This is a genomic window from Gemmatimonadota bacterium (assembly GCA_041390105.1).
Lineage (GTDB): Bacteria > Gemmatimonadota > Gemmatimonadetes > Longimicrobiales > Gaopeijiaceae > JAGQIF01.
In genome coordinates, this window is the sequence record JAWKQO010000003.1 from 243,573 (window position 1) to 265,268 (window position 21,696).

Genomic DNA, 21,696 nt, shown 5'->3' on the forward strand with positions numbered 1-21,696 from the left:
CGATGCAGCCCTGGGTGGTCGCGACCTCGCTGATCTTCGTCTATCTGCTGTTCAGCATCATTCTCGGCATCATGGCCAACCGTCGCATGACGGTCGACCTGGAGGACTTCCTGCTGTACGGTCGCAAGGCCGGGTTCGTGGTGCTGTACCTCACCGTGTGCGCCACCTACCACTCCGCCTTCGCGTTCCTGGGCTCGGGCGGCTTCTTCTACACGCACGGCATCGGGTTCTGGGAAGCCGGCACCTGGACCGTGCTGGTCGGCGCCATCACCTATGTGCTCGGTACACGCATCTGGGCGCTGGGGAAGAGGTTCGGCTACGTGACCCCGGCGGACATGCTGGCCGACTTCTACGAGAGCGAAGCCGTACGCGTGGTCGTCGCCATCGTGAGCGTCCTGTTCACCATCCTCTACATCCAGGTGCAGGCACAGGGGCTCGGCTACATCATCCAGGTCGCGTCCGGCGACCGCATCAGCTTCGAGCTGGGCACCTTCATCCTGCTCGTGGTGGCGGCCGGCTACCTGATGGCCGGTGGGCTGCGGGCCGTCTACTGGACGGATGTGTTGCAGGGCATCTGGATGTATGCCGCCGTGTGGATCGGCGCGATGGTGCTGGCCTACGAGCTGTTCGGTGGGCCGCTGGAGCTGTGGCGCCGCGTGGCGGCCGAGCGGCCCGACCTGCTCTCGCTTCCGGGACCGCGCGGCTTCTTCTCGCCGGGCATGTGGTTCGGCATGACCATCTCGCTTTCGTTCGGGATCGTCTTCCAGCCGCACATCTTCATCCGCTACTACACGGCCGCCTCGGCGCGCACGATCAAGTTCCTGGGTGCCACCACGCCCATCTATCTGATGACGCTGTACATCCCCACCGCGCTGGTGGGGCTGGGCGGGGCCCTGGTGCTTCCGAACCTCGAGATCGCCGATCGGGTCTTTCCGGAGCTGCTCTTCCAGTTCGCGCCCGCCTGGCTCACCGGCTTGATCCTGGCCGGGGCCACCGCCGCCGCCATGTCGACGCTGGATTCGATCCTGCATTCGAACATGACCGTGCTGACCCGCGACGTATACCAGCGCTACGTCGCACCGGATCGCAGTCCGGGCCACTACATCTGGGTGGGGCGCGCCATCGTGCTGGCCTTGCTCGTGATCGGCTACCTACTGTCGGTCAAGACGTTCGCCTTCCTCGTCACCCTGGTGACCCTCTCGGGGTCGGGGGCACTGCAGCTCATGCCGGCCATATTGGGAGTCACGCTCCCCGGCCGGCGGCCCTTCACGCGCGCGGGAGTGCTCAGCGGCATCGGGGTGGGTCTGGGCGTGCTCTATTGGACGCTGGTGGTACACCCCCATCCTCTCGGGATGCACGCCGCGATCTGGTCACTGCTCGCCAACTTCATCACCACCTGGAGCGTGTCGCGCATCACGCCCCCGCCTTCGGCGGAGACGCAGGAGCGCATCCACGGTGAGATCGAGCGCTTCGTCTACGGAGGCGCGGAGGAACCCGCTTGATGATCCAGCCTGCACCCGTGCTGCTCGAAGGACACGGCGTTCGCCTCGAACCCCTGGAGGCGGGGCATGCTGCCGATCTCGCCGAGGCGGCACGCGATGGAGCGCTGTGGGAGCTGTGGTACACCTCCGTCCCCAAGCCCAGTGAGGCTGAGGCCTACATCGCTCGCGCGTTGGAGGGAATGAGTGCGGGGCACATGCTGCCCTGGGCGGTACGGGAGATGTCCAGCGGCCGCATCGTGGGCAGCACGCGCTACCATGACATCGTCGCCACCATCGACCGCGTGGAGATCGGCTACACCTGGTACGCGGCAGGCTGGCAACGCAGCCATGTCAACACGGCGTGCAAGTTCCTCCTCCTGCAGCACGCCTTCGACGACCTGGGCTGCGCGGTCGTGGGTTTTCGGACGGACAACTTCAACTTCACCTCGCAGCGGGCCATCGCAGCGCTGGGCGCCAAACAGGATGGCGTCCTCCGTCACCACCAGGCTCGAGCGGACGGCACGGTGCGCGATTCCGTCATGTACAGCGTGCTCGCAGCCGAGTGGCCGGACGTGCGACGTCACCTGCTGGGCCGCATGGCGCGGCACGCCGGTCCCTGACGGGGCGGGAGTGGGTCACCGGGGGATGCGCCATTCCCCGGAGCGGACCGCTCAGCTCGTCCGCCAGGACGCAGGGACCTGATCGGGCGGGACGGCACCCGTCATCACCGCCACCGCGTCGTTCATGGTGACGGCTCGCGGATCCAACACCGCCGCACGGCGTCCCAGACGCGCCACATGGATGCGGTCAGCCAGCTCGAACACGTGAGGCATGTTATGGCTGATCAGCACGACCGCCAATCCCCGGTCGCGCACCCGGCGGATCAGATCCAATACCATGTTGCTTTCCTTCACACCGAGCGCCGCCGTGGGCTCGTCCATGATGACCACGTGCTGCGCGAAGGCGGCCGCTCGCGCCACGGCCACACTCTGACGCTGGCCACCCGAGAGTGTCTCGACCGCCTGGGTCATGGACTGCACGCCCACCTCCAGGCGCGTCAGGTGCTCGACGCTCTGCCGGCGCATCTCGGGCTTGTCCAACATGCGCAGCACGCGCCCGGCCAGTCCGCCCCGTCGGAGCTCCCGACCCAGGAACAGGTTCTCGGCGATGGTCATCGCCGGAGCCACGGCGAGCTCCTGGTAGACCGTCTCGATCCCCGCACGCCGCGCATCCAGCGGTGTCCGGAATTCCACGGCCATGCCGTCCAGGAAGATCTCGCCGGAGTCGGCCCGGGTCGCGCCGGAGAGACACTTGATGAGCGTTGACTTGCCCGCGCCGTTGTCCCCGATCACCGCCAGGATCTCGCCGGCACGCAGCTCGAAGTCCGAGCCGTCCAGAGCAGTGACGTGGCCGTAGCGCTTCACGAGGTTTCTGGCTTCCATCACGACACCGGACATGGCCATGTCAGCGCACCTCGCGGCGCGACATCTGGTCTGCCGTGACGGCCAGAATGACCAGGATGCCCGTGACCAGCACCTGGTACACGGACGAGACTCCCATGAGCGTGAGGCCGTTGCGGAACACGCCCACGATCAGGGCGCCCACCAATGATCCCAGGACCACCCCCCGCCCGCCGAAGAGGCTGGTTCCGCCCAGGACCACCGCCGTGATCGCGTCGAGGTTCTCCGTCTGTCCAGCGTTGGGATCGCCCACTCCCGTGCGCGCGACCGACAGCAGTGAGGCGACGCCGTAGAGCACTCCCGCGCTCACGTAGACGGCCAGCAGCACCCGGTGGGTCGAGATGCCGACCAGGCGAGTGGCTTCAGGGCTGTTGCCAACCGCGTAGACGTGGCGTCCACCCGCCGTTTCCCGCAGAACGAACCAGGTCAGCAGGTACAGCGCCACCATCACTATGGCGCCCCAGCCGATCTGGGTGGCTCCCACGGCGAAGGTGTTCCCGAGCGCCGTCATCGAGGGAGGAAGCCCGGTCACCGTCTGGGCCCGCGAGTAGAGCTGGGTGATCGCGAACGCGATGTTCAGGGTGCCCAGCGTCACGATGAACGGAGGCAAGCGCACCTTCGTGACCAGAAGGCCGTTGACCACGCCGAACAAGGTGGTCACGCCGATACCGGCAGCGATCGCAAGGGCAGGGCTCACGCCCCCGTCCACCGCGAGCTTGGTCATCACCACGCCACCCAGCGCCATGACCATCCCGCAGGACAAGTCGATACCGGCCGTGAGGATGACCAGCGTCTGGCCGATCGCGATCACACCGACGACCATGACCTGCTGCAGGATCAGGGAAAGGTTGGCGCCGGTCAGGAATCGCGCGCTCTGCGTTGCGAAGAAGGCACAGGCGAGCACGAGGGCCAGGAAAGGACCCAACGTGCCCAGCGGAGGCAGCCGACGCTTCACAGCCAGCTTCCTACTGACCCCAACACGACTCCAGCCCGACCTCGACGCGCTCGCTCTCGACGCCCTCGGCAGGGGTGGCGGTGATCAACGCGACCCCCGTGTCGGTATAGCCCGACGGCTTCACGCCGGTGGCCACGTACTCCAACGCGGCTGCCACCCCGAGCGCCGCCATCTTCAAGGGATACTGCTGGGCCGTCGCCGCGATCACGCCCCGCTCAACGTTGCGCACGCCCTCGCAGCCGCCATCGACCGACACGATGAGGACATCCTCGGCGCGGCCCGCGTTGCGCAGGGCCGTGTACGCGCCCGCGGCCGTGGGCTCGTTGATCGTGTAGACCAGGTTCACCTCCGGGCTCTTCTGCAGGCAGTTCTCCATCCCGGTTTGGCCGCGCGCCTGGTCGCCGTAGCTGTCGGCCTGGCACACGATGGCCGGATCGGCACCCAGCTCGTTGCTGGAGCGGTCGGGGGCCGGGAGTCCCAGCCCTCGCATGAACCCGTTGTGACGCTGCGCTCCGACGGGGTGGCCGGCGAACAGATCGAGCGTGACCACCCGAGGTGGGCGATCTCCCAGCGCCGCCTTCGCGTAGCGACCGATCAGGATCCCGGCTTCATAGTTGTCCGTCGCGAATAGGGCGTCCGCCGCATCGATGGGATCGGTCGGGCTGTCGAGCGCCAGGACCAGCACTCCCTGGGCCTGCGCCCGTCGGACGGCTGGAACGATGGCCTTGGCGTCACTGGGCGTGATGAGGATCGCCCGCACCCCCGCGGCCACCATGTTCTCGATGGCCGTGACCTGGCTGGCGTTGTCCGAGTCCGCCCGGCCGGCGGCCGCGATCAGGCGTGCGCCACCCCGCGCCGCTTCGGCCTCGGCACCTTCCTTCATCTTCACGAAGAAGGGATTGGTGTCGGTCTTGGTGATGAGACCGATGATCACCTCGTCCGACGAGGTGCGGGTGCCGCTGCAGGCGGCGAGCAGGAGGGCGAACGCGAGTGCGATCCGCTTCATACCTCAGGCGGGTTCAGGGTGGGCCGATCGGGAGTATCGGACCCTCTCGCACCACGGGCAACGCCGGGCGGGTTCGGAATCCGGGGGCCGCAACGAAAGCCCCGTGGCGGAAGGACGACCTGCTAGAGAATCGCGTCCAGATAGAGGTCCAACCGCCACTGCCGCAGGGATCCGTTGAGCCCCCGGGACAGGTCCATGCGGAAGAGCCCATCGAGCAGGCTACCGCCGACCCCCACGCCGTAGAGCAGATCATCGCCGGAGAACGCGTCGCGCTGGCCGGCCCAGCCGACGTCGCCGAAGGTACTCACGCTACCGATGCCGTCGAAGACACGGGCCAACTCGAGTCGTCCCCGCGTGAAGGACGGGCCGCTCACCACGGAGGGCGGGTAGCCGCGCAGGGTGCTGGCCGAGCCCAGGAACCAGGCACGCTGCGGAGGCGGCGCGCCCCAGCTCGTGCCGGCACCCGCCTCCATTCCCACCCGCCATGCCCCTCCCACCAACGGCACGGCGATCCGAAGCACCGCGCTGGCGCGCGCGTAGTCGCTGGTGGTGTCAGCGCGAATGGTGCGCCAGCGGGCTCCCTGACCGTAGAGATCGAGCCCCACCTGCGCGCCCATCGGGTCGCCTCCCCACCAGGGAGACATCCGCAGCTCGCCGCCCACCTCCTCCAGATCGGTGGAGGCGACATTGGGACGGAAGTCCCAACCGCCGTCGAAGGCATGGAAGAGGGCGAATCCCGCCTCGGTCTCCACAGCGTCCTGGCGCTCGGCGTAGGCGCGGAACTCGAAGGATTCACGCGCGCCCACCGGCGGCGCCCAGGTGAGATCCGCGCCCGTGGCCCGGTAGTACTCCCCGTTGTCCCGTCCGAAGAAGAACGCGTCGACCGAGTTCCCGAACCCCAGGTAACCACCGCGCGGGTCGGTGGCCTGCAGCTCGCGATACGCACCCAAGGTCAGGGTGCGAAGCACGGTCGATCGCTCCAGATCGAGTCGCAGCGACGGATCGAGGTTGGCGAATCCGAAGAATCCGGACGCGCCCAGCGTGTAGGGGCCGCCAATGGCCGCTTCCAGGCGCCCGCCGATGGCAGGACCTTCGATCCGGTTGTAGCGGATCAGGTCCGGTCGCGCCCATCCCCAGTTCGCCGACCAGGGGATCCCCTCCACGCGGGGGGCGGGCAGATCGGCAAGCGTCCGAACGAACTCCTCGAGGTCCTCATCGGAGGGAAACCCTTCCGCCTCCTCCCAGATGGGCGGGGGAAGATAGGGGCTTTCGGCGACCTGGCTCCGTTCCTCCGGCACCAGCAGCAGCGACTCTCGCCCGCGGGCCCCAGGTTCCTGGCGTGACATCTGCTCGTACGCCACCGGCTCGCCGTCGGAGAGGAGCTGAGCGATGAACGCCATGGCCTCGGCGCGTGTCTTGAAGTGCACGTCCCTGACTGCTCCGCTCGGATCCGAGCCCACCGAGAGGTCTACAGTCTCCTCGACTCCGTTCTCCGCCATCGTGACCGACTCGATCTGGTAGGCCACGTCCATGGACACCGGAAACTTGAGGATCCCCGCGGCTGCCTCCCCTTCAAGGCGCATGCTGCGGGGCAACCAGGTGCGGAAGTCCCACAGCGCGTAGTCCACCGCAATCATCGTGAGATCGAACGTCCAGGGCTTGAACAGCCCGGGCACGTACTTGAACTCACCGGCCTCTTCTTCTTCCTGCAGCTCGGGAACGTCGCGCATCGCGTCGAACTGCTGGCTCAGGCGGAACACCGCCCGCACGAGCGCGCCCGACTCGGGTTCGATCCACAGACTTCCAGTGATGCGATGGACGTCCGCGCGGCGCGGAATCACGTCCAGCTGCACCGTGCGCAGCTGTCTCCCGCCGGGCAGGCTCAAGGTGAGCGTGTCACCGCTCTGGAACCGGTAGAGCGAGTCTGCGCCGCTCGCCAACGGATGGGCGAACCAGAAATCTTCGTCGTCGGGTTGGTAGTTGGGCTCGTCGCTGTCGTTCAGTCCGAAGAAGAGCCGGTCTCCCCCGGGTTCGAACGGCTTGTCGAACGGCAGGTCCTCCAGCCAATCGAGGTCCCCTTCCCGCACGGCGATCGAGCGACCCGGGTACTGGGAGCGCGTGCCCAGCACCTGCACGACGGCGTCGTAGTCCTGATCCCAGAACGCACGTACCGCGGTCTCGTTGCGATAGAGCACGCGGTCCTTGAGCGGCGTGCGGATCGCGGCCGCGATGCGCTGATCGATGCGCGCCGTGTAGCGGAGGATGGACTCGTCCAGAGCGCCCCAGTTCTCGGCGGCGGCCGTGTAGAGCAAACGGGCCGTCGGATCCACGAAGGCGTCGGGCCGGTAGGGATCCTGCGCGTCCAGACCGGGTGGGGCGAAGGGTGAGGCCGCCACCGCAAGAGGTGCCGCCAAGCGGAGGACCTGCCACCCCCTGGCCTTCATCCGGGTCGGACGCAGCGCCCGCGAGCTTCCGTTCATCGCCCCCCCGTCTCCGCCCGCCCTGACCCGTGCTGCTGGAAGCGTACCTCCTTGAACTCCTCCCAGGACACATACCGCTGAGCGGGTGCTCCCGCTTCCCCGCCCTCCGCGTCCTCGGCGGTCACCAGGATGCCCTTGTTGTCCCAGTCCACGTCATTGGAGTCATCGAGCTCGAACGTGCGCCCGTCGAGCAGCGTCACCCGTGCACCGAACACTTCACCGCGCTCGATGCGTGCGATCTGACCGAACTCGATGTCGAACGAGACCTTTTCCGATACGCCGTTCAGTAGCTCCCACGAGGACTCTTCGTCCATGTCCCAGCGGATGAGCCCGCTCACCTCTTCACCCGCCTGCGTCGTGACGGTGCCGACCAGGCGGTGGCCCCCGTCGAAGGCGTCGTACCCCGGCTCCGCCGGAGCCGCAGAGAACTCGATGCGCGCGAACTCATCCCACTCCACCTCGACCATGCCCAACCCGGGATCCGAGATCTGCACGCCGCGATGCCCCCGCCCGACATCGTTGGAGCCGGAAAGCTCCAGGGTCCGACCCGAGGCGAGTGTGACGGTGGAGCTACGCCGATGCCCCTCGATGCTCCGGATGTCTCCCATGGGGATGTCGCGGTCGTCCCCACCCTCGTCCCGCCCGTCCAGGATGTCGGTGGTCATGACCTCGTCGAGGTCCCAGGAGATGAACCCGGTGAAGGAGCGGCCACGGTCGTCCTCCACGGTCCCGTACAACCGGGAGGCCGGGGGCCGCTCGCCCGCAGGTGCGGCGCTGAACTCCACCCGCTCGATCTGCTCCCATTCCAGCTCGGTGCTGCGACCCGAGGACTCGACGAGGAGCTCTCGCATGCTGGGACCGAAGTCGGTGGAGCCGCCGGAGAGCCCGATGCGCGCTCCGGATCTGAGCACCACATCCACGCTGTCTTCGTCCGCAGCGACGATCTCGGCGATCTGCCCGAAGCGAAGGCCCGAGGTCACGTTCAGCGGAAAGTCCGGATCCTCCTCGTCCCAACTGACCCGGTAGCCTCGAAGCTGGATGGTGCGCGTGGGTCGATCGGTGTCCCCGTGCAGCGCCAGCCAGGTGTCGTAGTGCTCCTGCGGCACGCCTTTGGTGCCGTCCAGCTGGTCGACCCAGCTCGCCTCGTTCCGGTCCCAGCGGATGAATCCTTCGTGCACCTCGCCGTCCTTGGTGTGCACGCGCCCCCAGATGCGGTGCGCATCCTGGGCATACAGGGGAGTCGCCAACGAGCAGAGGCCCCAGAGGAGCCATAAGCGAGCGTGGTGTCGCGGCATACCTTCGCGGGAACGGTGAGGCGGGTCGACACCCGGACCTACGGTGGTTCCGGCGAGGGGGTTTCAGACGAAATCCCGTGGGTATGGGAGGGGGCCAGGCCGCGCTCGGTCCCGATCGCTGGCTCGTCGTCGGGGGGACGCTCCGGGGCGGCCGACCAGAAAGGCCGCCGCCCCGGAGCCCTCCTGTCCGCGTTCCTACTGGTTGGGGAGCACGTTGACCGTAAACGTCTGGGGCGCCACGTCACCCACGCTCAGGGTCAGCGTCTTTTGGGTGCTGGTGGCCTGGATCCCCACGATGAGCAGGCCCGTGGTGCTTCCCGGGGGGATCGTCAACGAGTTCACCGCCACGGCCCCAGGATCGCTGGCCTGGACCAGAACCACGTAGCCTCCGGCCGGCGCCGGCTGGGAGAGCGTCACGTCGAGGCGAAGCGCGTCGCCGCCGACCACCGATGCGTAGGACCCGGAGCCCCCTTCCGGGGAGACATCGGTGACTACGACTGCATCGGGATAGACCATGACCCCCGCCGACCTCGAGACGCCGTACCCGGTCACCGTGACCGTTACCTGCTGCGGCGAGGTCACCGTTCCGAAGTTCACCGGGACGTTGAGCATGCGGCTCGTGCCTGGGGTGATGGAGACGGACGTCTGGACGCTGGCCGGTCCCGAAACGCCCAGCTGGAGCGTGCCGCCCTTGATGGGCTCATGGGCCAGACGGATCCGCACGGACCGCGTCTCGCCCGACGTGGCCGGCGTTGCCGGAGGCGGACCCGCATAGGAGTTGTTGCCGAAGTCCCAATCACCGGTCCCCACGTTCGGGAAGAGGGCCAGGTCCGGCGATGGTGCGTTCAGCACACGCACGTTCCGGGTCGGGCCGCTCGTGTACGGCACCTTGCGGGCCTGGACTTCGATGGTCCAGGGGTCACCCAGGTAGATGTACTCGCTCACGCCCTTCAGCTCGAACGCCGCCTGGATCTGGCCGGCAGGCACCACCACCACGCCGGGTGCCTCGAGCGACTGGGGCCGCTCGCTCACCACCTCGACCTCCACCGGTTGTGAGGAGAGCGTGGTCAGCCGGACCCGACCCGGGACGGTGCCCCCCACGTAGACGTCGTTGGCATCGACCTCGATGGTGGCCACCTGAACCGAGGCATCCGAGGCCGGCGGGAGGGTTGCGGGTGAGCCCTGGTTGCGGCTGGCTACCAGTGCCTTGGCCGGCACGCGGATCGGCTCCTTCAGGCGGGAGCCCCGCAACTCGATGTCGATCCCGTCGAGGGGGCTCAGGGCGTCGTCCGCTGCGATGGTGAGCGTGACGTAGCCACTCGTGGCGCGCACGGTGGACGTGATGCCACGCACCTCGCGACCGTTCTTGAGGAATTTCACCTCCGTGACGTCCGCCAATCCCGCGCCATCGACGCGGAACATGAGGTCCCGAGTGCCGGGCACGATCTCGAGGGTCTGCTTCGAGACGGAGCGGATCGTCTGCGCCGCAACGTTACCCGCCAGAAGGGGCAGGAGGGCGGCGAGGAGCAGGGTGAAGTAGCGTAGGCGAGACATGGCAGGCTCCCGTGGGATCCGGGGGGTGAAAGGTCACACCCTCCCCCTAGCCGGTTCCTGGGAGCGAGGGATCACAGACCGACGCACCCGTCCGATCCGGCCCGAACCGAGTGTCCGTCGGACGCCTCGGCGGGGATCGCCGCTGTCAGTGCCCTGCCAGTTGGAGTGCCGTCAGCGCGTAGATCTTGGCGCACTCGACCAACCGGTCCACGGACACGCTCTCCTCCGGGCCGTGGGAGACCTCCAGCTCACCGGGACCGTAGGACACGGCGGGGATCCCCGCCGCTGTGTAGAAGCGGTTCTCCAGGAGCCCGGGGCAGAGCGCGCAGGCCGGCTCCGAGCCGGAGATCCGCCGATGTGCCGCTCGCAACGCGCCGATCAGCGGCTCGGCTTCGTCCGTGGCACTGGAGGCGCCCTCCTGGAACACGTCCACCTCCACGGCCGCCCCCTCCGGGATCGCCGTTCCGATCACGGCGAGCAGACGCTCCCGCTCGCGTTCCAGGTCCTCCTCCGGGTTGAAGCGGCGCTCCACCGTGAAGGAGAACGCGTCCGGCACCAGGTTGAACTGGTGCCCGCCCCGCACCTCCCCGCCCAGCATCAGGATGGACTCCCGGGCTTCGGGGGGTTCGATGGCGAAGCCCGTGTGGACGGAACGCACGTCGGCCTTGAGGCGGCCGAGCGCCTCCAGGATGGGCAGCGCTGTCTCGAAGGCGTTGACCCCCTGGAAGTGCAGGCCCACGTGCGCAGGCTCGCCGCGGACGGTGACGCGCACGGTGATGGCGCCCCGGCTGGCGTTCCAGATCACGCCCGAGGTGGGCTCCCCGAGGATGGCCCCGATCGGTTCCTCGTCCAGGACGTTCAGCTCGAACAGGCGGCGCGTCCCGGCCTGCCCACCGGTCTCTTCGTCGGGGACCAGCACCAGCGCGACGGCACCCGGAAAGCCATGGCCAACCAACGCAGCCTGGGCCACCATCATCGACGTGAGCGCCGCCTTCATGTCGGACGAACCTCGACCGTAGAGCCGCCCGCCTCGCTCCACCGGCTCGAACTGTCCAGGCACGGTGGCCGGGACCACGTCGTAGTGGCCGTGCAGGACCAGCGGGCGGCCGGTTCCGACCCGGCTCAGCACCGCCAAGCGGTCCGGCGTCAGTTGGACGCGCTCCGTGGGCAGGTCGAGCGACTCCAGGTGACCCACCAGCACCTCCACGCATGGCGGATAGGTCGTGCCTGGTGGGTTTTCGGTCGGGATGGCGATCAGTTGCGAAGCGAAGCGGACGATCTCGTCGCGACGAGCCTCGATCCACTCCAACATCGCCTGTTGCGCGCGCGGGTCCACGCCTTCCTGCTCCCTTCGCGCGTTGCGCGCGATGATGACTGTCAGGCCGGGTCGTGACCGGAGAGCGGCCCGACCGCGGGGGCAGTCTAGCCGGACGGACGCGCCCCGGGCGAGCCTTGCGTGGGCTTCGACGCCCACCCAAGCTCCCGATCCCTCCTCCGTCACAGTCGATCCCCTTCCTCCGAAGGGCCGTCATGGACAACGCCCAGCTCCGCGCCGTGATGATCTACCAGCTCGGCGCCTTCAACACCTCCGGTAGCGCCATCGACGAGAACACAGTCCACGGGGACATCCTGACGGACGAAGGGCCGGGCAACGCCACGCCCAAGCGGATCTACAAGGCGTTCATCCGTGCCACCTTCGTGATGAACGGGCTGCCTGATCCGACGTGGCCCGAAGCGTGGATGGACCTCACCGTGGCCGAGCTCGCCGACGAGTTGTTGCCGCCGGAGCCCCAGCCATGAGCGAGCGCCACTCGGCGCCGCAGCGACGCCCGCCGTTCCCGCGAGTCACTCGCTGGGGGGTTCTAGGATCCCTCGCCCTCGTCGTGACCAGCCTCTTCGGGGGCGCGGACGAGGCGCAGGCGCAGACCCGCGATCTGTCCGTGTCGTTGGGCACCGTGCGCACAGAAGCCGAACGGGCCGCGATGCGGATCGCGGTCGAGTACGCGAAGAACCTGGGGGACGTCTTCCAGATACGCAGTCGCGAGGGGCGTTCCCGCATCGTCGACCTGAGTCCGGTGCTCACGTTGGAGACCGGGGAGGCTGACGCCTTCAACCGCGTGATCGCCAAGATCAGTGGGAACGTGATCTGGGTGCCGGATACGACCATCGCGGGCGTGCGCACTCCGTGCGGCACCTGCTTCTTCCACGTGCTGACGCTGTCCGGCGGCATCGAGGCCGATCGGGCCTTCGACGATGTGAACGTGCTCGCGGAGGCGGGTTGGGTGCCCTGGTATCAGAACCTGGCGGGAGCCCGTCGCGGGCTGCTGGGACAGACCAGCGTGGGCGTCTTCGTGCAGGCCGGCTACCGCGCGGATCTGCCGGACGCTGCGCTGGACAGCACGAGCGCAGCGAGGGTGCCCGGGACGGAGGAGGAGCCCGGGAGCGCGCTCCTTCGCCTGAAGACGGACTTCACGCTCACGTCCCCGATCTCGCTCGTGGACTTCGGAGGAACGGGCCTCGCGCTGATCGGCCGGGCAACCGCCTGGTTCGACCTCGCCAACAGCGCGCTGTACCACCGCGTGGCCGGGGGTCTCCGTATCGAGCTGGGCGACGGCGAGAGCTTCGACTTCCTGTACCAGGATGGCTCCGGCGCACCCAACTTCAACGAAGGGGAGCAGTTCAGCGCGAGTCTGGTGATCCGGTTCTGATTCGGTGCCGCCGAAGGGGCGGGCGGGTTGCGGCAGGTCGGCGCTCGGGCGGCGTGCGCTCCGTGCGATCTGATTCCTCCCCACAGCCCGGCCTCGACTCTCCCGACGCCCCGTTCGCGCCTCACCGGACTAGCTTCTTGATGGCCGCGCCTGGCCACAGGGCCCAGGCAGCGCATGGGAGAGGGGCAATCAGGACTATCCACGGGCACGAGGGAATCATGCTCAGTCGCAGACAGTTCATCACCACGGCTACGGCCGGATCCGCCATCGCGCTCCTTGGGCGGCCGTACATCCTCCGCGGTGCCGTGGGCGTGGTGGCAGGACAGCCACTCCCCATCCCTCCGCTGCTCGAGCCCTCCGCGTCGGCTCCCGGCGTGTTGGACGTCATCACCGGCCATACCGACTTCCTGGACGGGGCGTCCACCCGGACGGCTGGCTTCGGGCAGACCTTCCTGGGACCCGTGATCCGCGTGAAGCGCGGTGCCACCGCACCCATGCGCATCACCAACCGCATGTCCGGCGAAGCCGTGACTTGCCACTGGCATGGCCTGGCGGTCCCTGGGTGGCTGGATGGCGGCCCGCACGAGATCATCGCGCCAGACGCGACCTGGAGCCCCGAGCTGGAGATTGACCAACCCGCCGCCACGCTGTGGTACCACTCGCACCTGCACGGCCGCACCGCCGATCAGGTTCTCCAGGGATTGGCCGGGATGCTGATCATCGAGGACCCGGCTGCCCCCGATCCCGGACTGCCGAAGCAGTGGGGCGTCGACGATCTCCCGCTCATCCTTCAGGACCGCACCTTCAGCTCGGACGGGTCGTTTGCGTACGCAAAGATGGGCCCCACGCTGATGCACGGATTCCGGGGGGAGGAGATGCTCGTGAACGGTGCGATCCGGCCGCTGGCCGACGTGCCGGCCGGTCTCACGCGGCTCCGTCTGCTGAACGGCTCCAACGCCCGCACCTACGTGCTCTCCTTCAGTGACGAACGTGCGTTCCACCAGGTCGCGTCCAGCGGCGGCCTGCTCAGCGCTCCCGTCGAACGCACGCGCCTCGAGCTTCCTCCCGCTGCCCGCGCCGAGATCGTCGTGGACTTCGGGCGCGGTGGTGAGGTGGCGCTCCGCTCGGGGCAGGACCCCTACGAGCCCATGATGGGCATGGGGATGGGCCCTATGGCCGGGCGTTCGCCCTCCGGTGGGGACGACTTCGAGGTGCTGCGCTTCCGGCCCGATCCGTCACGGCGAGCGGGCATCACCGCCCTTCCCACGCGCATGGCCGGAGCCCCGGCAGCGAACTCGGACGATCCCGTGCGACGTCGCACGTTCCGCCTGGCTGTGCATGGCGGCGGCATGGGGATGGGAATGGGTGGCATGGGCCGCGGGGGCGGAATGGGTCGGGGCGGAGGAGGCATGGGAGGTATGGAAGGCGGGATGACCATCAACGGGGTCTCGATGGACCTGGCGGTCATCAACGAGAGCGTGCGCCGAGGAGAAACCGAGCTCTGGGAGATCGTCTCCGAGGAGATGGCGCACCCCTTCCACGTGCATGGAGGGAGCTTCACGGTGGTGAGTCGCAAGGGCGAGCCGGTGCCCTTCGAAGCCCGCGGGCTCGACGACATCGTCGTAGTCGACGGCACCGCCGAGATTCTTGTGCGTTTCGACCACCAAGCCGATACCGCCAAGCCGTACATGTACCACTGCCACATCCTCGAACACGAGGACTCGGGCATGATGGGGCAGTTCACGGTGGAGTGAGGGGGGGGCGGGTCCTGTAGCCTCTCGGTCCCAACGGCAGGCGCGCTACGAGAGTCCCGGCGCAAATGTGCCCCCGGGACCCAGCAGATCGTCCAGCCCTTCCGCGTGGATCCGCTGCAGCATCACGCGGTTCTCCGAACGTACCCCTTCCAGGAGGGTCTCGAACTCCGGAAGACCATGCAGTGAATCCAGCCCCGGCCGGACCTGGAACTGACCTGTAGACCGCCAGCCGTCAATGCGCGCTTCCTCGAGCCATGACAGCGCCGCTGCGACGTCGCCCTGCACGGCCTCGATGGCGGCGAGCTCCAAACGCGGCCCGAAGGCGTCACTCCTGCGGCGAATCAGATCCTCCGCCATCGTCCTCGCGGCGCGCAAGTGCGGCCCGGCCTCGGCGGTCCGCCCTTGCGCCGCGAGGATGAACCCAAGCTTACCCTGCGCAGAGATGCTCGTGGGATGCCGGAAGTTTGGCGCAGCTGAGAGCAGCTTTCGTATCTGCATCTCGGCACCATTCAGGTCCTGCTCAGCCAAGGAGACATTGGCGCTTGCCCACAGGAGCCCGGGCTCATCTCCCCGAACCAACAGGGCGGAGTCCGCAAGGGCACGTGCACGATCCAACTCCCCGGCCATGGTATGGAGCAGAATGAGCCCCGAGAGGTGTTCTGGCCACTGCGGTGAGATCCTCATGCCCACCTCGCGGAGAGCGCGCGCATGGTCGAAATCGCCAAGCACACCCAGGACCAGCGGAATCATGTGGCGTGGTGGACCCCAATCCGGGGGAGCCATCTCCAAAGCCGAACGGGACCACTTCAGCGCGTACACGTAGTCGCCCCGGTAGAACCGAATGAAGGCGAGGTTGTTCACGACGAAGAAATTGGAAGGCTGAAGCTCCAACACCTTCTGGGCGGCGACTTCGGCCTCATGGTACTGTCTTTGCCAAAACCGAGCGAAGTGTAGGGCCATGTGGGCTTCGGGTAGCAACGAATCGATCGCGATGGCCGTGGTCGCGATCGTCGCAGCCGAGTCTGCGAACTCCTCGGGAAATCCGAAGAGCATCTGGCGACCGCCGATCACGAAGGACAACTCGGAGTACGCGGCTGCAAAACTCGAGTCGAGCCGGATCGCCTGATGGAGGAGCTCCTCGGCTTTGTAGCTGTCCGCCTCCAGCAGGCTTCGGTTCAGCATCCTTCCACGCAGATAGAGGTCCAGCGCCCTTGGGTCTGCCGTAAGTTGACGCGGCTGCCTGACCAGAGGGACGTCGACGGCCTCACTGATTTCGGCTACCCATCGTGGAAACAGGCCCAGCCACTTTCCACTTCCGGGCGCGACGTTGGAGCCATCGATCCACTCCACACCTCCTGTCTTGACCGCGACCAGCTCCAGCCGTACGTCAACGGTGGATTGCCTGGCTTCAACCTCGCCGGTAAGCACGTGGTCGACCCGCAGGTGTTGAAGGGCTTCCCGCAGCTCCTGCGGATCATCGAGGCCACGGGGTGTGGCAACCGCGGGAAGGACGGCGATTCTGGGATTGCGGGCCAAGTGAGCAACCAACTCGTCGCGCAGGATGTCCGCCGTTTCCTTGCCCGCGGAATCAGATGTGCTGGTCGAGAAGGGGAGAACGGCCAGCGTCACCGCGCCGCGACTCACTGCCGTCCGACCCGCCTGGCCTACGGCGTTCCCCAGCCAGAGAGCCGCCACGATCCCAGCGACCAGAAGGGAGGCCACGCTGCGGCGGGTCCGCGGAACGGCTGGGCTTGTAACGGGCGCACTGGCCGGAGTCGGGCCCGGTGGAGTCCGTTCCAGGGGGCGGCGTTCGCGCTCAGAACCGCTCGTGGCACTCTGCTGCGCCGGCCCTTCCTTGCCCGTCTGCCTGGCGACTCCGACTTGTCTTCGGACCCGGTCCACCCATTCCTCCCACTCCTGCGTGGCCCCCGAGATGTGGAAACCCTCCAGGAATCCCCCAGCGTGGTCGATTTCTCGGGGTGCGGATGTAGGCTCGTGCCCGTCCCACTGGATTACGGAGTGGTCGAGTAGGACCTGATCGTGCCCAATGGACTCAACGACATCCGTGCCCAGGGCGCTCCGCAGGAAGTGCAACGAATTCCGCAGGTTGCGGCGAGCGCGAGCCTGGCTCGACTCTGGCCAAAGGAGCGCGACGATCGAATCCCGGCTCACTGGGGAATCCGACCCCTCGATGGCCAAGTAAACGAGGAGCGCCAATCGCTTGGGCTGCGCCAACACAGCAGACACACGCCGCCCATCGGCGTCGGTCAGATCGACGCCACCCATCGTGCGCAGGCGGAAGGGCGGCCGCGCCATCGGGTCGCTCCAGGAACGGGATCCGTGATGGTCGAACCCGTCCGGCCGCCCCACGAAGGAGGGTGCCGGTATGGAGCGGGACGGGCTATCCCCAAGATGTGGGGCGGGGCCTCGCGGGCAACCCCGGTGCTGCGCCAAGGGTTCGGCCGGCGGTTCTAGCGAAGCGGGGACAGGGTCCCCGACTGGGACCCCATCCCCGGATGAAAGGCGGCCAGCGTCGCGTCGGGCGCGACCCTCGGTGTCAGCGGCGGTGAATCGTGAGGTTCCCAACCTGACTGCCACCCGGGTGGGGAGGACGATCGTTGCAGTCTACGACCGACAGGTCGCGGGGTCGTCCAAACCACACCCGATCGTTCGCCGGACCGTTGTCTTCGACAATCACCATGAAGGGGTTCCCGGGCGGCGGAGTCGGGACGGGAAAGTCGAAGTCCTTGATGACGGTCACGACGCCGGAAATCCAAGCGGTGTTGCCCTCGACCACAAGGCAGTCGGCCTCGGAGACGAAGTGCAGGCCCGCCTCCACGTCATTCACGTTTCTTCCAGGCACGAAGCGGAAGTTGAAGGAGAACCTGCCGCTCACGGACCCATCCTCTTGCTCAGCGACGTTGATCTCGCCGGTGCCGAGGAGTCCGGTACTCGGGTCGAAGCCCGCTGCGCCGCCCGTGACGCGGTAGACCCACGGGTTGGGCGCTTGGGCTACCGTCAGGCCGAGGTCAGGCAGTTGTCCCTCGGGTGATGTGATGTCGCCATGGCCGCAGGCCGCAATCAGGAGTAGCAGGGTCGCGACTACTGTTGCTCTGCCCTTCATGGAATCCTCCTGCTTTGGGAACGGATGATGCTGCTGTCATCCAGTCTCCGCAGCAGACGCCCTCCGACTGCCCCCTACCCGTCACTGTTCTCGTCAACATCCCCTAAGCTGTTGGGATGCAATGGACTCCAGTTAGCGTCGATAGCGCCCACGTGGAAGAATCTGTGCTTACCTGGGGTCGACCACCCGCACTGGGATTGGACTGGGAGGGGTGTAGTCACCGATCCCCAGCGACCCCTGGCCGTTGTTTCCCCAGCACCAGGCAACGCCATCGCGATCGAGCCCACAGGCGTGCTGGCTCCCGGCATGGATCTCGCGGAAGCGATGGCCCCCCACCACGGCCGCTGGGACCAGCCGATCGTCCGTCGTCCCGTCCCCCAGCCTGCCGCTATTGTTGCCTCCCCAGCAGTAGCCAACGCCGTCACCGTCGACTCCGCAGGTGAAGCTAGACACTCGGATCGACTCGAACGCGATCGCGCCACCGACCGGGACGGGCTCGAAGCTGGTGGCGCGTGTACCGTTCCCAAGACCGCCGTCTCGGTTGTCCCCCCAACACAGAGCGGCCCCCGAAGCGAGCAGTCCGCACGTGGCCAGGCCTCCCACGGTCAACCGCGTGAAGGTGTGGCCTCCTGTCACGGGGCCGCTCCGGAAGGTCGGTGCTCCGGACCCATCGCCGAGGGCGCCCAGGTCACCCCGCCCCCAGCAGATGGCCACACCGTCCGTCGCGAGCCCACATCCGTGGCCCAGACTCGAGCCCACCGATTGAAACTCGGTGGAGGAAGGCACGGGGGCCGGTGTCGAGCGGTCGATCGTGGTGCCGTCCCCGAGACCGCCCCACACGTTCGATCCCCAGCACAGTGCTTGTCCCGAAGTCGTGACGCCGCAGGTTTGAATGGCCCCGGCATCGATATGCCTGAACGCGAATCCGCCGGTCACGGGCGTGGGAGCGCTTCGATCGACCAGCGTTCCGTCCCCCAACTGGCCGCTCGCGTTGCCGCCCCAGCAGTAGGCCGCTCCTCCGGCGATGAGTCCGCAGGCGTGGCCGCCTCCGACGGAAAGCATCGTGAAACGAAGGCCGCCCAGGACACGGACGGGAGCGGGTTGGAACTGCGTGCCCCCGTCCCCCAACTTGCCTTCGTAGCCGTTTCCCCAGCAGTAGGCCGAGCCCGCTGCGGTCAGCCCACACGTGTGCGACCCTCCTTTGGTCGATATCGACGCGAGGCGGAACACGATGCGCGCGTCGGCGAGGCCCGTCACGTCTTCGCTGATCGCGAAGACCTGGGTCGTCCCAAGGGCCACGCCGGTCACCAGGCCCTCCGGCGACACTGTGGCCAGCCGCGCGTCCGCTGTTCTCCAACTCACCGCGCGGCCCGCAAGCGGGTTCCCCCGTGCGTCCCTGAGGACGGCTGAATACCGGAGTGTGTCGTCCAACCCCACTTCACCAGACCCTGCCAGCACCTCTATTGACGCTACCGGAGCCGGTCCGGACGGCCCGGCGGGTCCCCCCGGATCGCCGGAGTCTCCAGCGCACGCAGCCAGCGTGGACAGGGCGATGCACAGCGAGACCTCGACCGCTCCCCGCATGGTCATGCTGCCTCCAACATTGTGTGTTCGGACCTCAGCGGCGGGGAGCCGGAGCCCCCCACCCTGGGCTGCGGTCTTCAGCGAGCGTGGATCGTGTAGGCCCCGTTGATCCGACCCGTAGGCGGGAGCGCCGGGATCGGCGGCCGGTCGTTGCAGTCGACCGCACCCACGAAGCGGGGGGGGCTGAACCAAGCGCCAGCATCCGACGGGCCTCTCACCTCGACGATGGTCATGTAGGGATTTCCGAGCTGTGGAGGGACGGGCGCCGGGAAGTCGAACTTCTTGATCTTCGTCATCTTCCCGGAGATCCAAGCAGTATTGCCCTCAACGATCATGCAGTCCGCCTCGGCAACGATATGGACCTCCGTGGCCTGGCCGTCGACATCCTGCCCCTGCGGAAAGCGGCTGTGGAATTCGAACTCGCCGCTGATCGTTCCATCCGTTGCCTGCCTGACGTTCACACGCCCGGTCGTCAGCAGGCCCGTGTTCTCCACCATGCCACTGCCGCCGCCCGTCACGTGGTAGACCCAGGGATTGCCTTGGCTGGCAGCGAACAGGGAAGGCGCTTCCTCCGGCCCGGACGGCGCCGCGATATCGGACTGCGCGCATGCTCCCAAGAGGACGGCCCCAAGCGCGACGACTACTCTCCGTGTTCTCATACATCTTCTCCTTCACGGCAGGGAACGACTCTGTGATGGCGCCAACCTGAACCCGAGCCGCCACCTGATCGCCTCCTGGCCGTCACTCTTGGGGACTGACCCGTGAAGCCCTTTTCCCCCAAGCGCTTGGCGTTCGCGCACCGATCCCCAGAGCCGACCTCGATACCGGTGGATGGTCGCGTTCCGGTTGAACGCCCAGCTGGGGGAGCCAGGGTGAAGTCGCCTGGCTCGGGCCTGCCGAGGCAGTCCGTGTCACCCCGGAAGGCTGGCGGAGCGCATGGGGTCAATGAGGAGGGCCGAGGCCTGGACGATCACCATCGCAGGGGCGCCGGGTGGCGGACCGCCCAGTGGTCACGAACGGTCGCCGAGAAGACGTCGGATCGCCCCCCCTACGCCTCCACCGCCTCGTACACCCTCACCGGCTGCTGCCGCCCCCGCAGCTCCACGCTCCCCACCAGGCCGAAGTTGAAGCCTGGGTGCTCGTGCATCAGGTGGCACAGGGATTCGGAGATCAGGATCTGCGTCCCGAACTCGTTGCACTTCCCCTGGATGCGGGAGGCGGTGTTGAGCACGTCTCCGTGGTAGGCCAGCTCCTTCTTGATCTCGCCCACCTCGGCTGCGGTGACGCGCCCCGCATTCAAGCCGGCCTTGAACTCGGGAACGAGACCGTAGCGTGACTCGTAGTGTTCATGCCGCGCTTTCAGCGCGCGGTCGAAAGCGAAGAACGAGCGCACGCAGTTGGCCTCGTGCAAGCCCGTCTCCAGATCCCAGGTCAACACCACCTCGTCCCCCACGTACTGGTAGATGACGGCCTGGTGGGCCACCACGACGTCCGTGAGATCGTAGAAGCAGTCCTGGAGTAGACGACTGTACTGCATGTGGCCGAGCGCCTCGGCATACGTCGTCGACGATTTCAGATCGATGAAGAGAAAGATCCGGTCCTCCTCTTTGGGTTGGTGATACTTACCCATGAGGAAGCTGAGCAGCACCCCCTGTCCGAACTTCTCCCCCACCTGCACCACGAAGAGCGCGATCAGCACGACCGCCCCCCAATACGCGGTGGTCATGATCACGTAGGGGCTCGACAGATACTCGACGTAGCGCCGCCGCACCTCGGCGCCGAACAACGATGCGCCCGACTGCGAGGAGAGGATCAACACCTGCGCCACCGAGTTCAGCACCACGATGCACACCAGCCAGAACGCGGCTTTGGTGAGGATGGTTCGGCCGAGCGGGCGGCGGCGGAACCAGCGACTGAGTACCAGCACGTCGAACGACGCAGCCGCCGTGCCCCCGACGAAGGCCACGCCCAACGCCAGGAAGAGATCCCTCCAGAAGCTGCGGGTCGGATTGAGGGGTGTGTGGGTGTAGCGCAGGAGGGCGTTGTCGTAGAGCACGATGAACACCGCGCACAACAGCCAGAACGCGACGAGGAAGATGATCTTCCGACCATTCGGATTGCGCATCGGGACGCGGGGTTGGGGCCGACCGGATCCTGATCCTTCAACCTAGGCGTTGCCCAGCGGCGAGTCAGGGAGGGCCCCCGTACGCCGCGGCGCCTGGACCCTCCCTCTTGCGAGGCGCTGCTCCCCAATACTACGTTCACCGTAATATTACGTCTCCCGTAGTATCGGAG

17 protein-coding genes are annotated in these 21,696 nt (G+C 67.4%); 5 read left to right on the forward strand and 12 right to left on the reverse strand.

All coding sequences use genetic code 11. The annotated features are described in order from the left end of the window. Positions 1–2 precede the first annotated feature (2 nt). Positions 3–1,502 (forward strand): sodium:solute symporter family protein, encoded by a 1,500-nt coding sequence (locus R3E10_14155; protein MEZ4416889.1) that lies wholly within the window; start codon positions 3–5, stop codon positions 1,500–1,502. Further along, on the forward strand, positions 1,502–2,101 hold the full coding sequence (locus R3E10_14160) for a GNAT family protein (GenBank protein ID MEZ4416890.1): 600 nt from the start codon (positions 1,502–1,504) through the stop codon (positions 2,099–2,101). The genes R3E10_14155 and R3E10_14160 overlap by 1 nt, the downstream gene beginning before the upstream one ends. Positions 2,102–2,152: 51 nt before the next feature. On the opposite strand, the gene R3E10_14165 is transcribed toward R3E10_14160, so the two are convergent. The 7 genes from R3E10_14165 to R3E10_14195 all read right to left on the reverse strand — a co-directional run bounded on the left by R3E10_14165 (position 2,153) and on the right by R3E10_14195 (position 11,567). Beyond that, positions 2,153–2,944 carry an ATP-binding cassette domain-containing protein gene (locus R3E10_14165; GenBank protein ID MEZ4416891.1) on the reverse strand — a complete coding sequence of 264 codons (792 nt, stop codon included), beginning with the start codon at positions 2,942–2,944 and terminating at the stop codon, positions 2,153–2,155. Position 2,945: 1 nt separating this feature from the next. Further along, complete coding sequence (locus R3E10_14170) at positions 2,946–3,896, reverse strand: ABC transporter permease (GenBank protein ID MEZ4416892.1); 951 nt, start codon at positions 3,894–3,896, stop codon at positions 2,946–2,948. Between the two features lie 10 nt (positions 3,897–3,906). Further along, a complete protein-coding gene (locus R3E10_14175; protein ID MEZ4416893.1) occupies positions 3,907–4,902 on the reverse strand; it encodes a sugar ABC transporter substrate-binding protein in 996 nt (331 codons plus the stop codon). 122 nt (positions 4,903–5,024) lie between these two features. After that, a complete protein-coding gene (locus R3E10_14180; GenBank protein ID MEZ4416894.1) occupies positions 5,025–7,382 on the reverse strand; it encodes a hypothetical protein in 2,358 nt (785 codons plus the stop codon). Then, positions 7,379–8,629, reverse strand: a complete 1,251-nt coding sequence (locus R3E10_14185) for a hypothetical protein (protein ID MEZ4416895.1) — start codon at positions 8,627–8,629, stop codon at positions 7,379–7,381. Before R3E10_14185 ends, R3E10_14180 begins: the two co-directional genes overlap by 4 nt. Before the next feature lie 243 nt (positions 8,630–8,872). Then, entirely contained in the window at positions 8,873–10,231 is a 1,359-nt protein-coding gene (locus tag R3E10_14190) for a hypothetical protein (GenBank protein ID MEZ4416896.1), read from the reverse strand. Between the two features lie 145 nt (positions 10,232–10,376). Further along, positions 10,377–11,567, reverse strand: coding sequence for an ArgE/DapE family deacylase (locus R3E10_14195; protein ID MEZ4416897.1), 1,191 nt, complete (start codon positions 11,565–11,567; stop codon positions 10,377–10,379). 194 nt (positions 11,568–11,761) lie between these two features. Between R3E10_14195 and R3E10_14200 the strand changes: the two genes are divergently transcribed. From R3E10_14200 to R3E10_14210, 3 genes are all read left to right on the forward strand, one after another. After that, entirely contained in the window at positions 11,762–12,031 is a 270-nt protein-coding gene (locus tag R3E10_14200; protein ID MEZ4416898.1) for a hypothetical protein, read from the forward strand. Then, positions 12,028–12,939, forward strand: a complete 912-nt coding sequence (locus tag R3E10_14205) for a hypothetical protein (GenBank protein ID MEZ4416899.1) — start codon at positions 12,028–12,030, stop codon at positions 12,937–12,939. Before R3E10_14200 ends, R3E10_14205 begins: the two co-directional genes overlap by 4 nt. Positions 12,940–13,157: 218 nt before the next feature. Further along, positions 13,158–14,693, forward strand: a complete 1,536-nt coding sequence (locus R3E10_14210; protein ID MEZ4416900.1) for a multicopper oxidase domain-containing protein — start codon at positions 13,158–13,160, stop codon at positions 14,691–14,693. A gap of 45 nt (positions 14,694–14,738) precedes the next feature. On the opposite strand, the gene R3E10_14215 is transcribed toward R3E10_14210, so the two are convergent. From R3E10_14215 to R3E10_14235, 5 genes are all read right to left on the reverse strand, one after another. After that, positions 14,739–17,009 carry a hypothetical protein gene (locus R3E10_14215; protein ID MEZ4416901.1) on the reverse strand — a complete coding sequence of 757 codons (2,271 nt, stop codon included), beginning with the start codon at positions 17,007–17,009 and terminating at the stop codon, positions 14,739–14,741. Positions 17,010–17,250: 241 nt separating this feature from the next. Then, positions 17,251–17,817 carry a hypothetical protein gene (locus R3E10_14220; protein ID MEZ4416902.1) on the reverse strand — a complete coding sequence of 189 codons (567 nt, stop codon included), beginning with the start codon at positions 17,815–17,817 and terminating at the stop codon, positions 17,251–17,253. 168 nt (positions 17,818–17,985) lie between these two features. Next, entirely contained in the window at positions 17,986–19,407 is a 1,422-nt protein-coding gene (locus tag R3E10_14225; protein ID MEZ4416903.1) for an Ig-like domain-containing protein, read from the reverse strand. 71 nt (positions 19,408–19,478) lie between these two features. Continuing rightward, positions 19,479–20,060 carry a hypothetical protein gene (locus R3E10_14230; protein MEZ4416904.1) on the reverse strand — a complete coding sequence of 194 codons (582 nt, stop codon included), beginning with the start codon at positions 20,058–20,060 and terminating at the stop codon, positions 19,479–19,481. Positions 20,061–20,449: 389 nt separating this feature from the next. Next, positions 20,450–21,526 (reverse strand): adenylate/guanylate cyclase domain-containing protein, encoded by a 1,077-nt coding sequence (locus R3E10_14235; GenBank protein ID MEZ4416905.1) that lies wholly within the window; start codon positions 21,524–21,526, stop codon positions 20,450–20,452. Between the last annotated feature and the right edge of the window lie 170 nt (positions 21,527–21,696).

Bases quoted from the DNA above. Each gene is read 5' to 3' on its own strand.
- R3E10_14225 (MEZ4416903.1), bottom strand. From the start codon at position 19,407: ATGACCATGCGGGGAGCGGTCGAGGTCTCGCTGTGCATCGCCCTGTCC.
- R3E10_14235 (MEZ4416905.1), bottom strand. From the start codon at position 21,526: ATGCGCAATCCGAATGGTCGGAAGATCATCTTCCTCGTCGCGTTCTGG.
- R3E10_14155 (MEZ4416889.1), top strand. From the start codon at position 3: ATGCAGCCCTGGGTGGTCGCGACCTCGCTGATCTTCGTCTATCTGCTG.
- R3E10_14210 (MEZ4416900.1), top strand. From the start codon at position 13,158: ATGCTCAGTCGCAGACAGTTCATCACCACGGCTACGGCCGGATCCGCC.
- R3E10_14220 (MEZ4416902.1), bottom strand. From the start codon at position 17,817: ATGAAGGGCAGAGCAACAGTAGTCGCGACCCTGCTACTCCTGATTGCG.
- R3E10_14190 (MEZ4416896.1), bottom strand. From the start codon at position 10,231: ATGTCTCGCCTACGCTACTTCACCCTGCTCCTCGCCGCCCTCCTGCCC.
- R3E10_14180 (MEZ4416894.1), bottom strand. From the start codon at position 7,382: ATGAACGGAAGCTCGCGGGCGCTGCGTCCGACCCGGATGAAGGCCAGG.
- R3E10_14165 (MEZ4416891.1), bottom strand. From the start codon at position 2,944: ATGGCCATGTCCGGTGTCGTGATGGAAGCCAGAAACCTCGTGAAGCGC.
- R3E10_14215 (MEZ4416901.1), bottom strand. From the start codon at position 17,009: ATGGCGCGGCCGCCCTTCCGCCTGCGCACGATGGGTGGCGTCGATCTG.
- R3E10_14200 (MEZ4416898.1), top strand. From the start codon at position 11,762: ATGGACAACGCCCAGCTCCGCGCCGTGATGATCTACCAGCTCGGCGCC.
- R3E10_14175 (MEZ4416893.1), bottom strand. From the start codon at position 4,902: ATGAAGCGGATCGCACTCGCGTTCGCCCTCCTGCTCGCCGCCTGCAGC.
- R3E10_14230 (MEZ4416904.1), bottom strand. From the start codon at position 20,060: ATGAGAACACGGAGAGTAGTCGTCGCGCTTGGGGCCGTCCTCTTGGGA.
- R3E10_14205 (MEZ4416899.1), top strand. From the start codon at position 12,028: ATGAGCGAGCGCCACTCGGCGCCGCAGCGACGCCCGCCGTTCCCGCGA.
- R3E10_14160 (MEZ4416890.1), top strand. From the start codon at position 1,502: ATGATCCAGCCTGCACCCGTGCTGCTCGAAGGACACGGCGTTCGCCTC.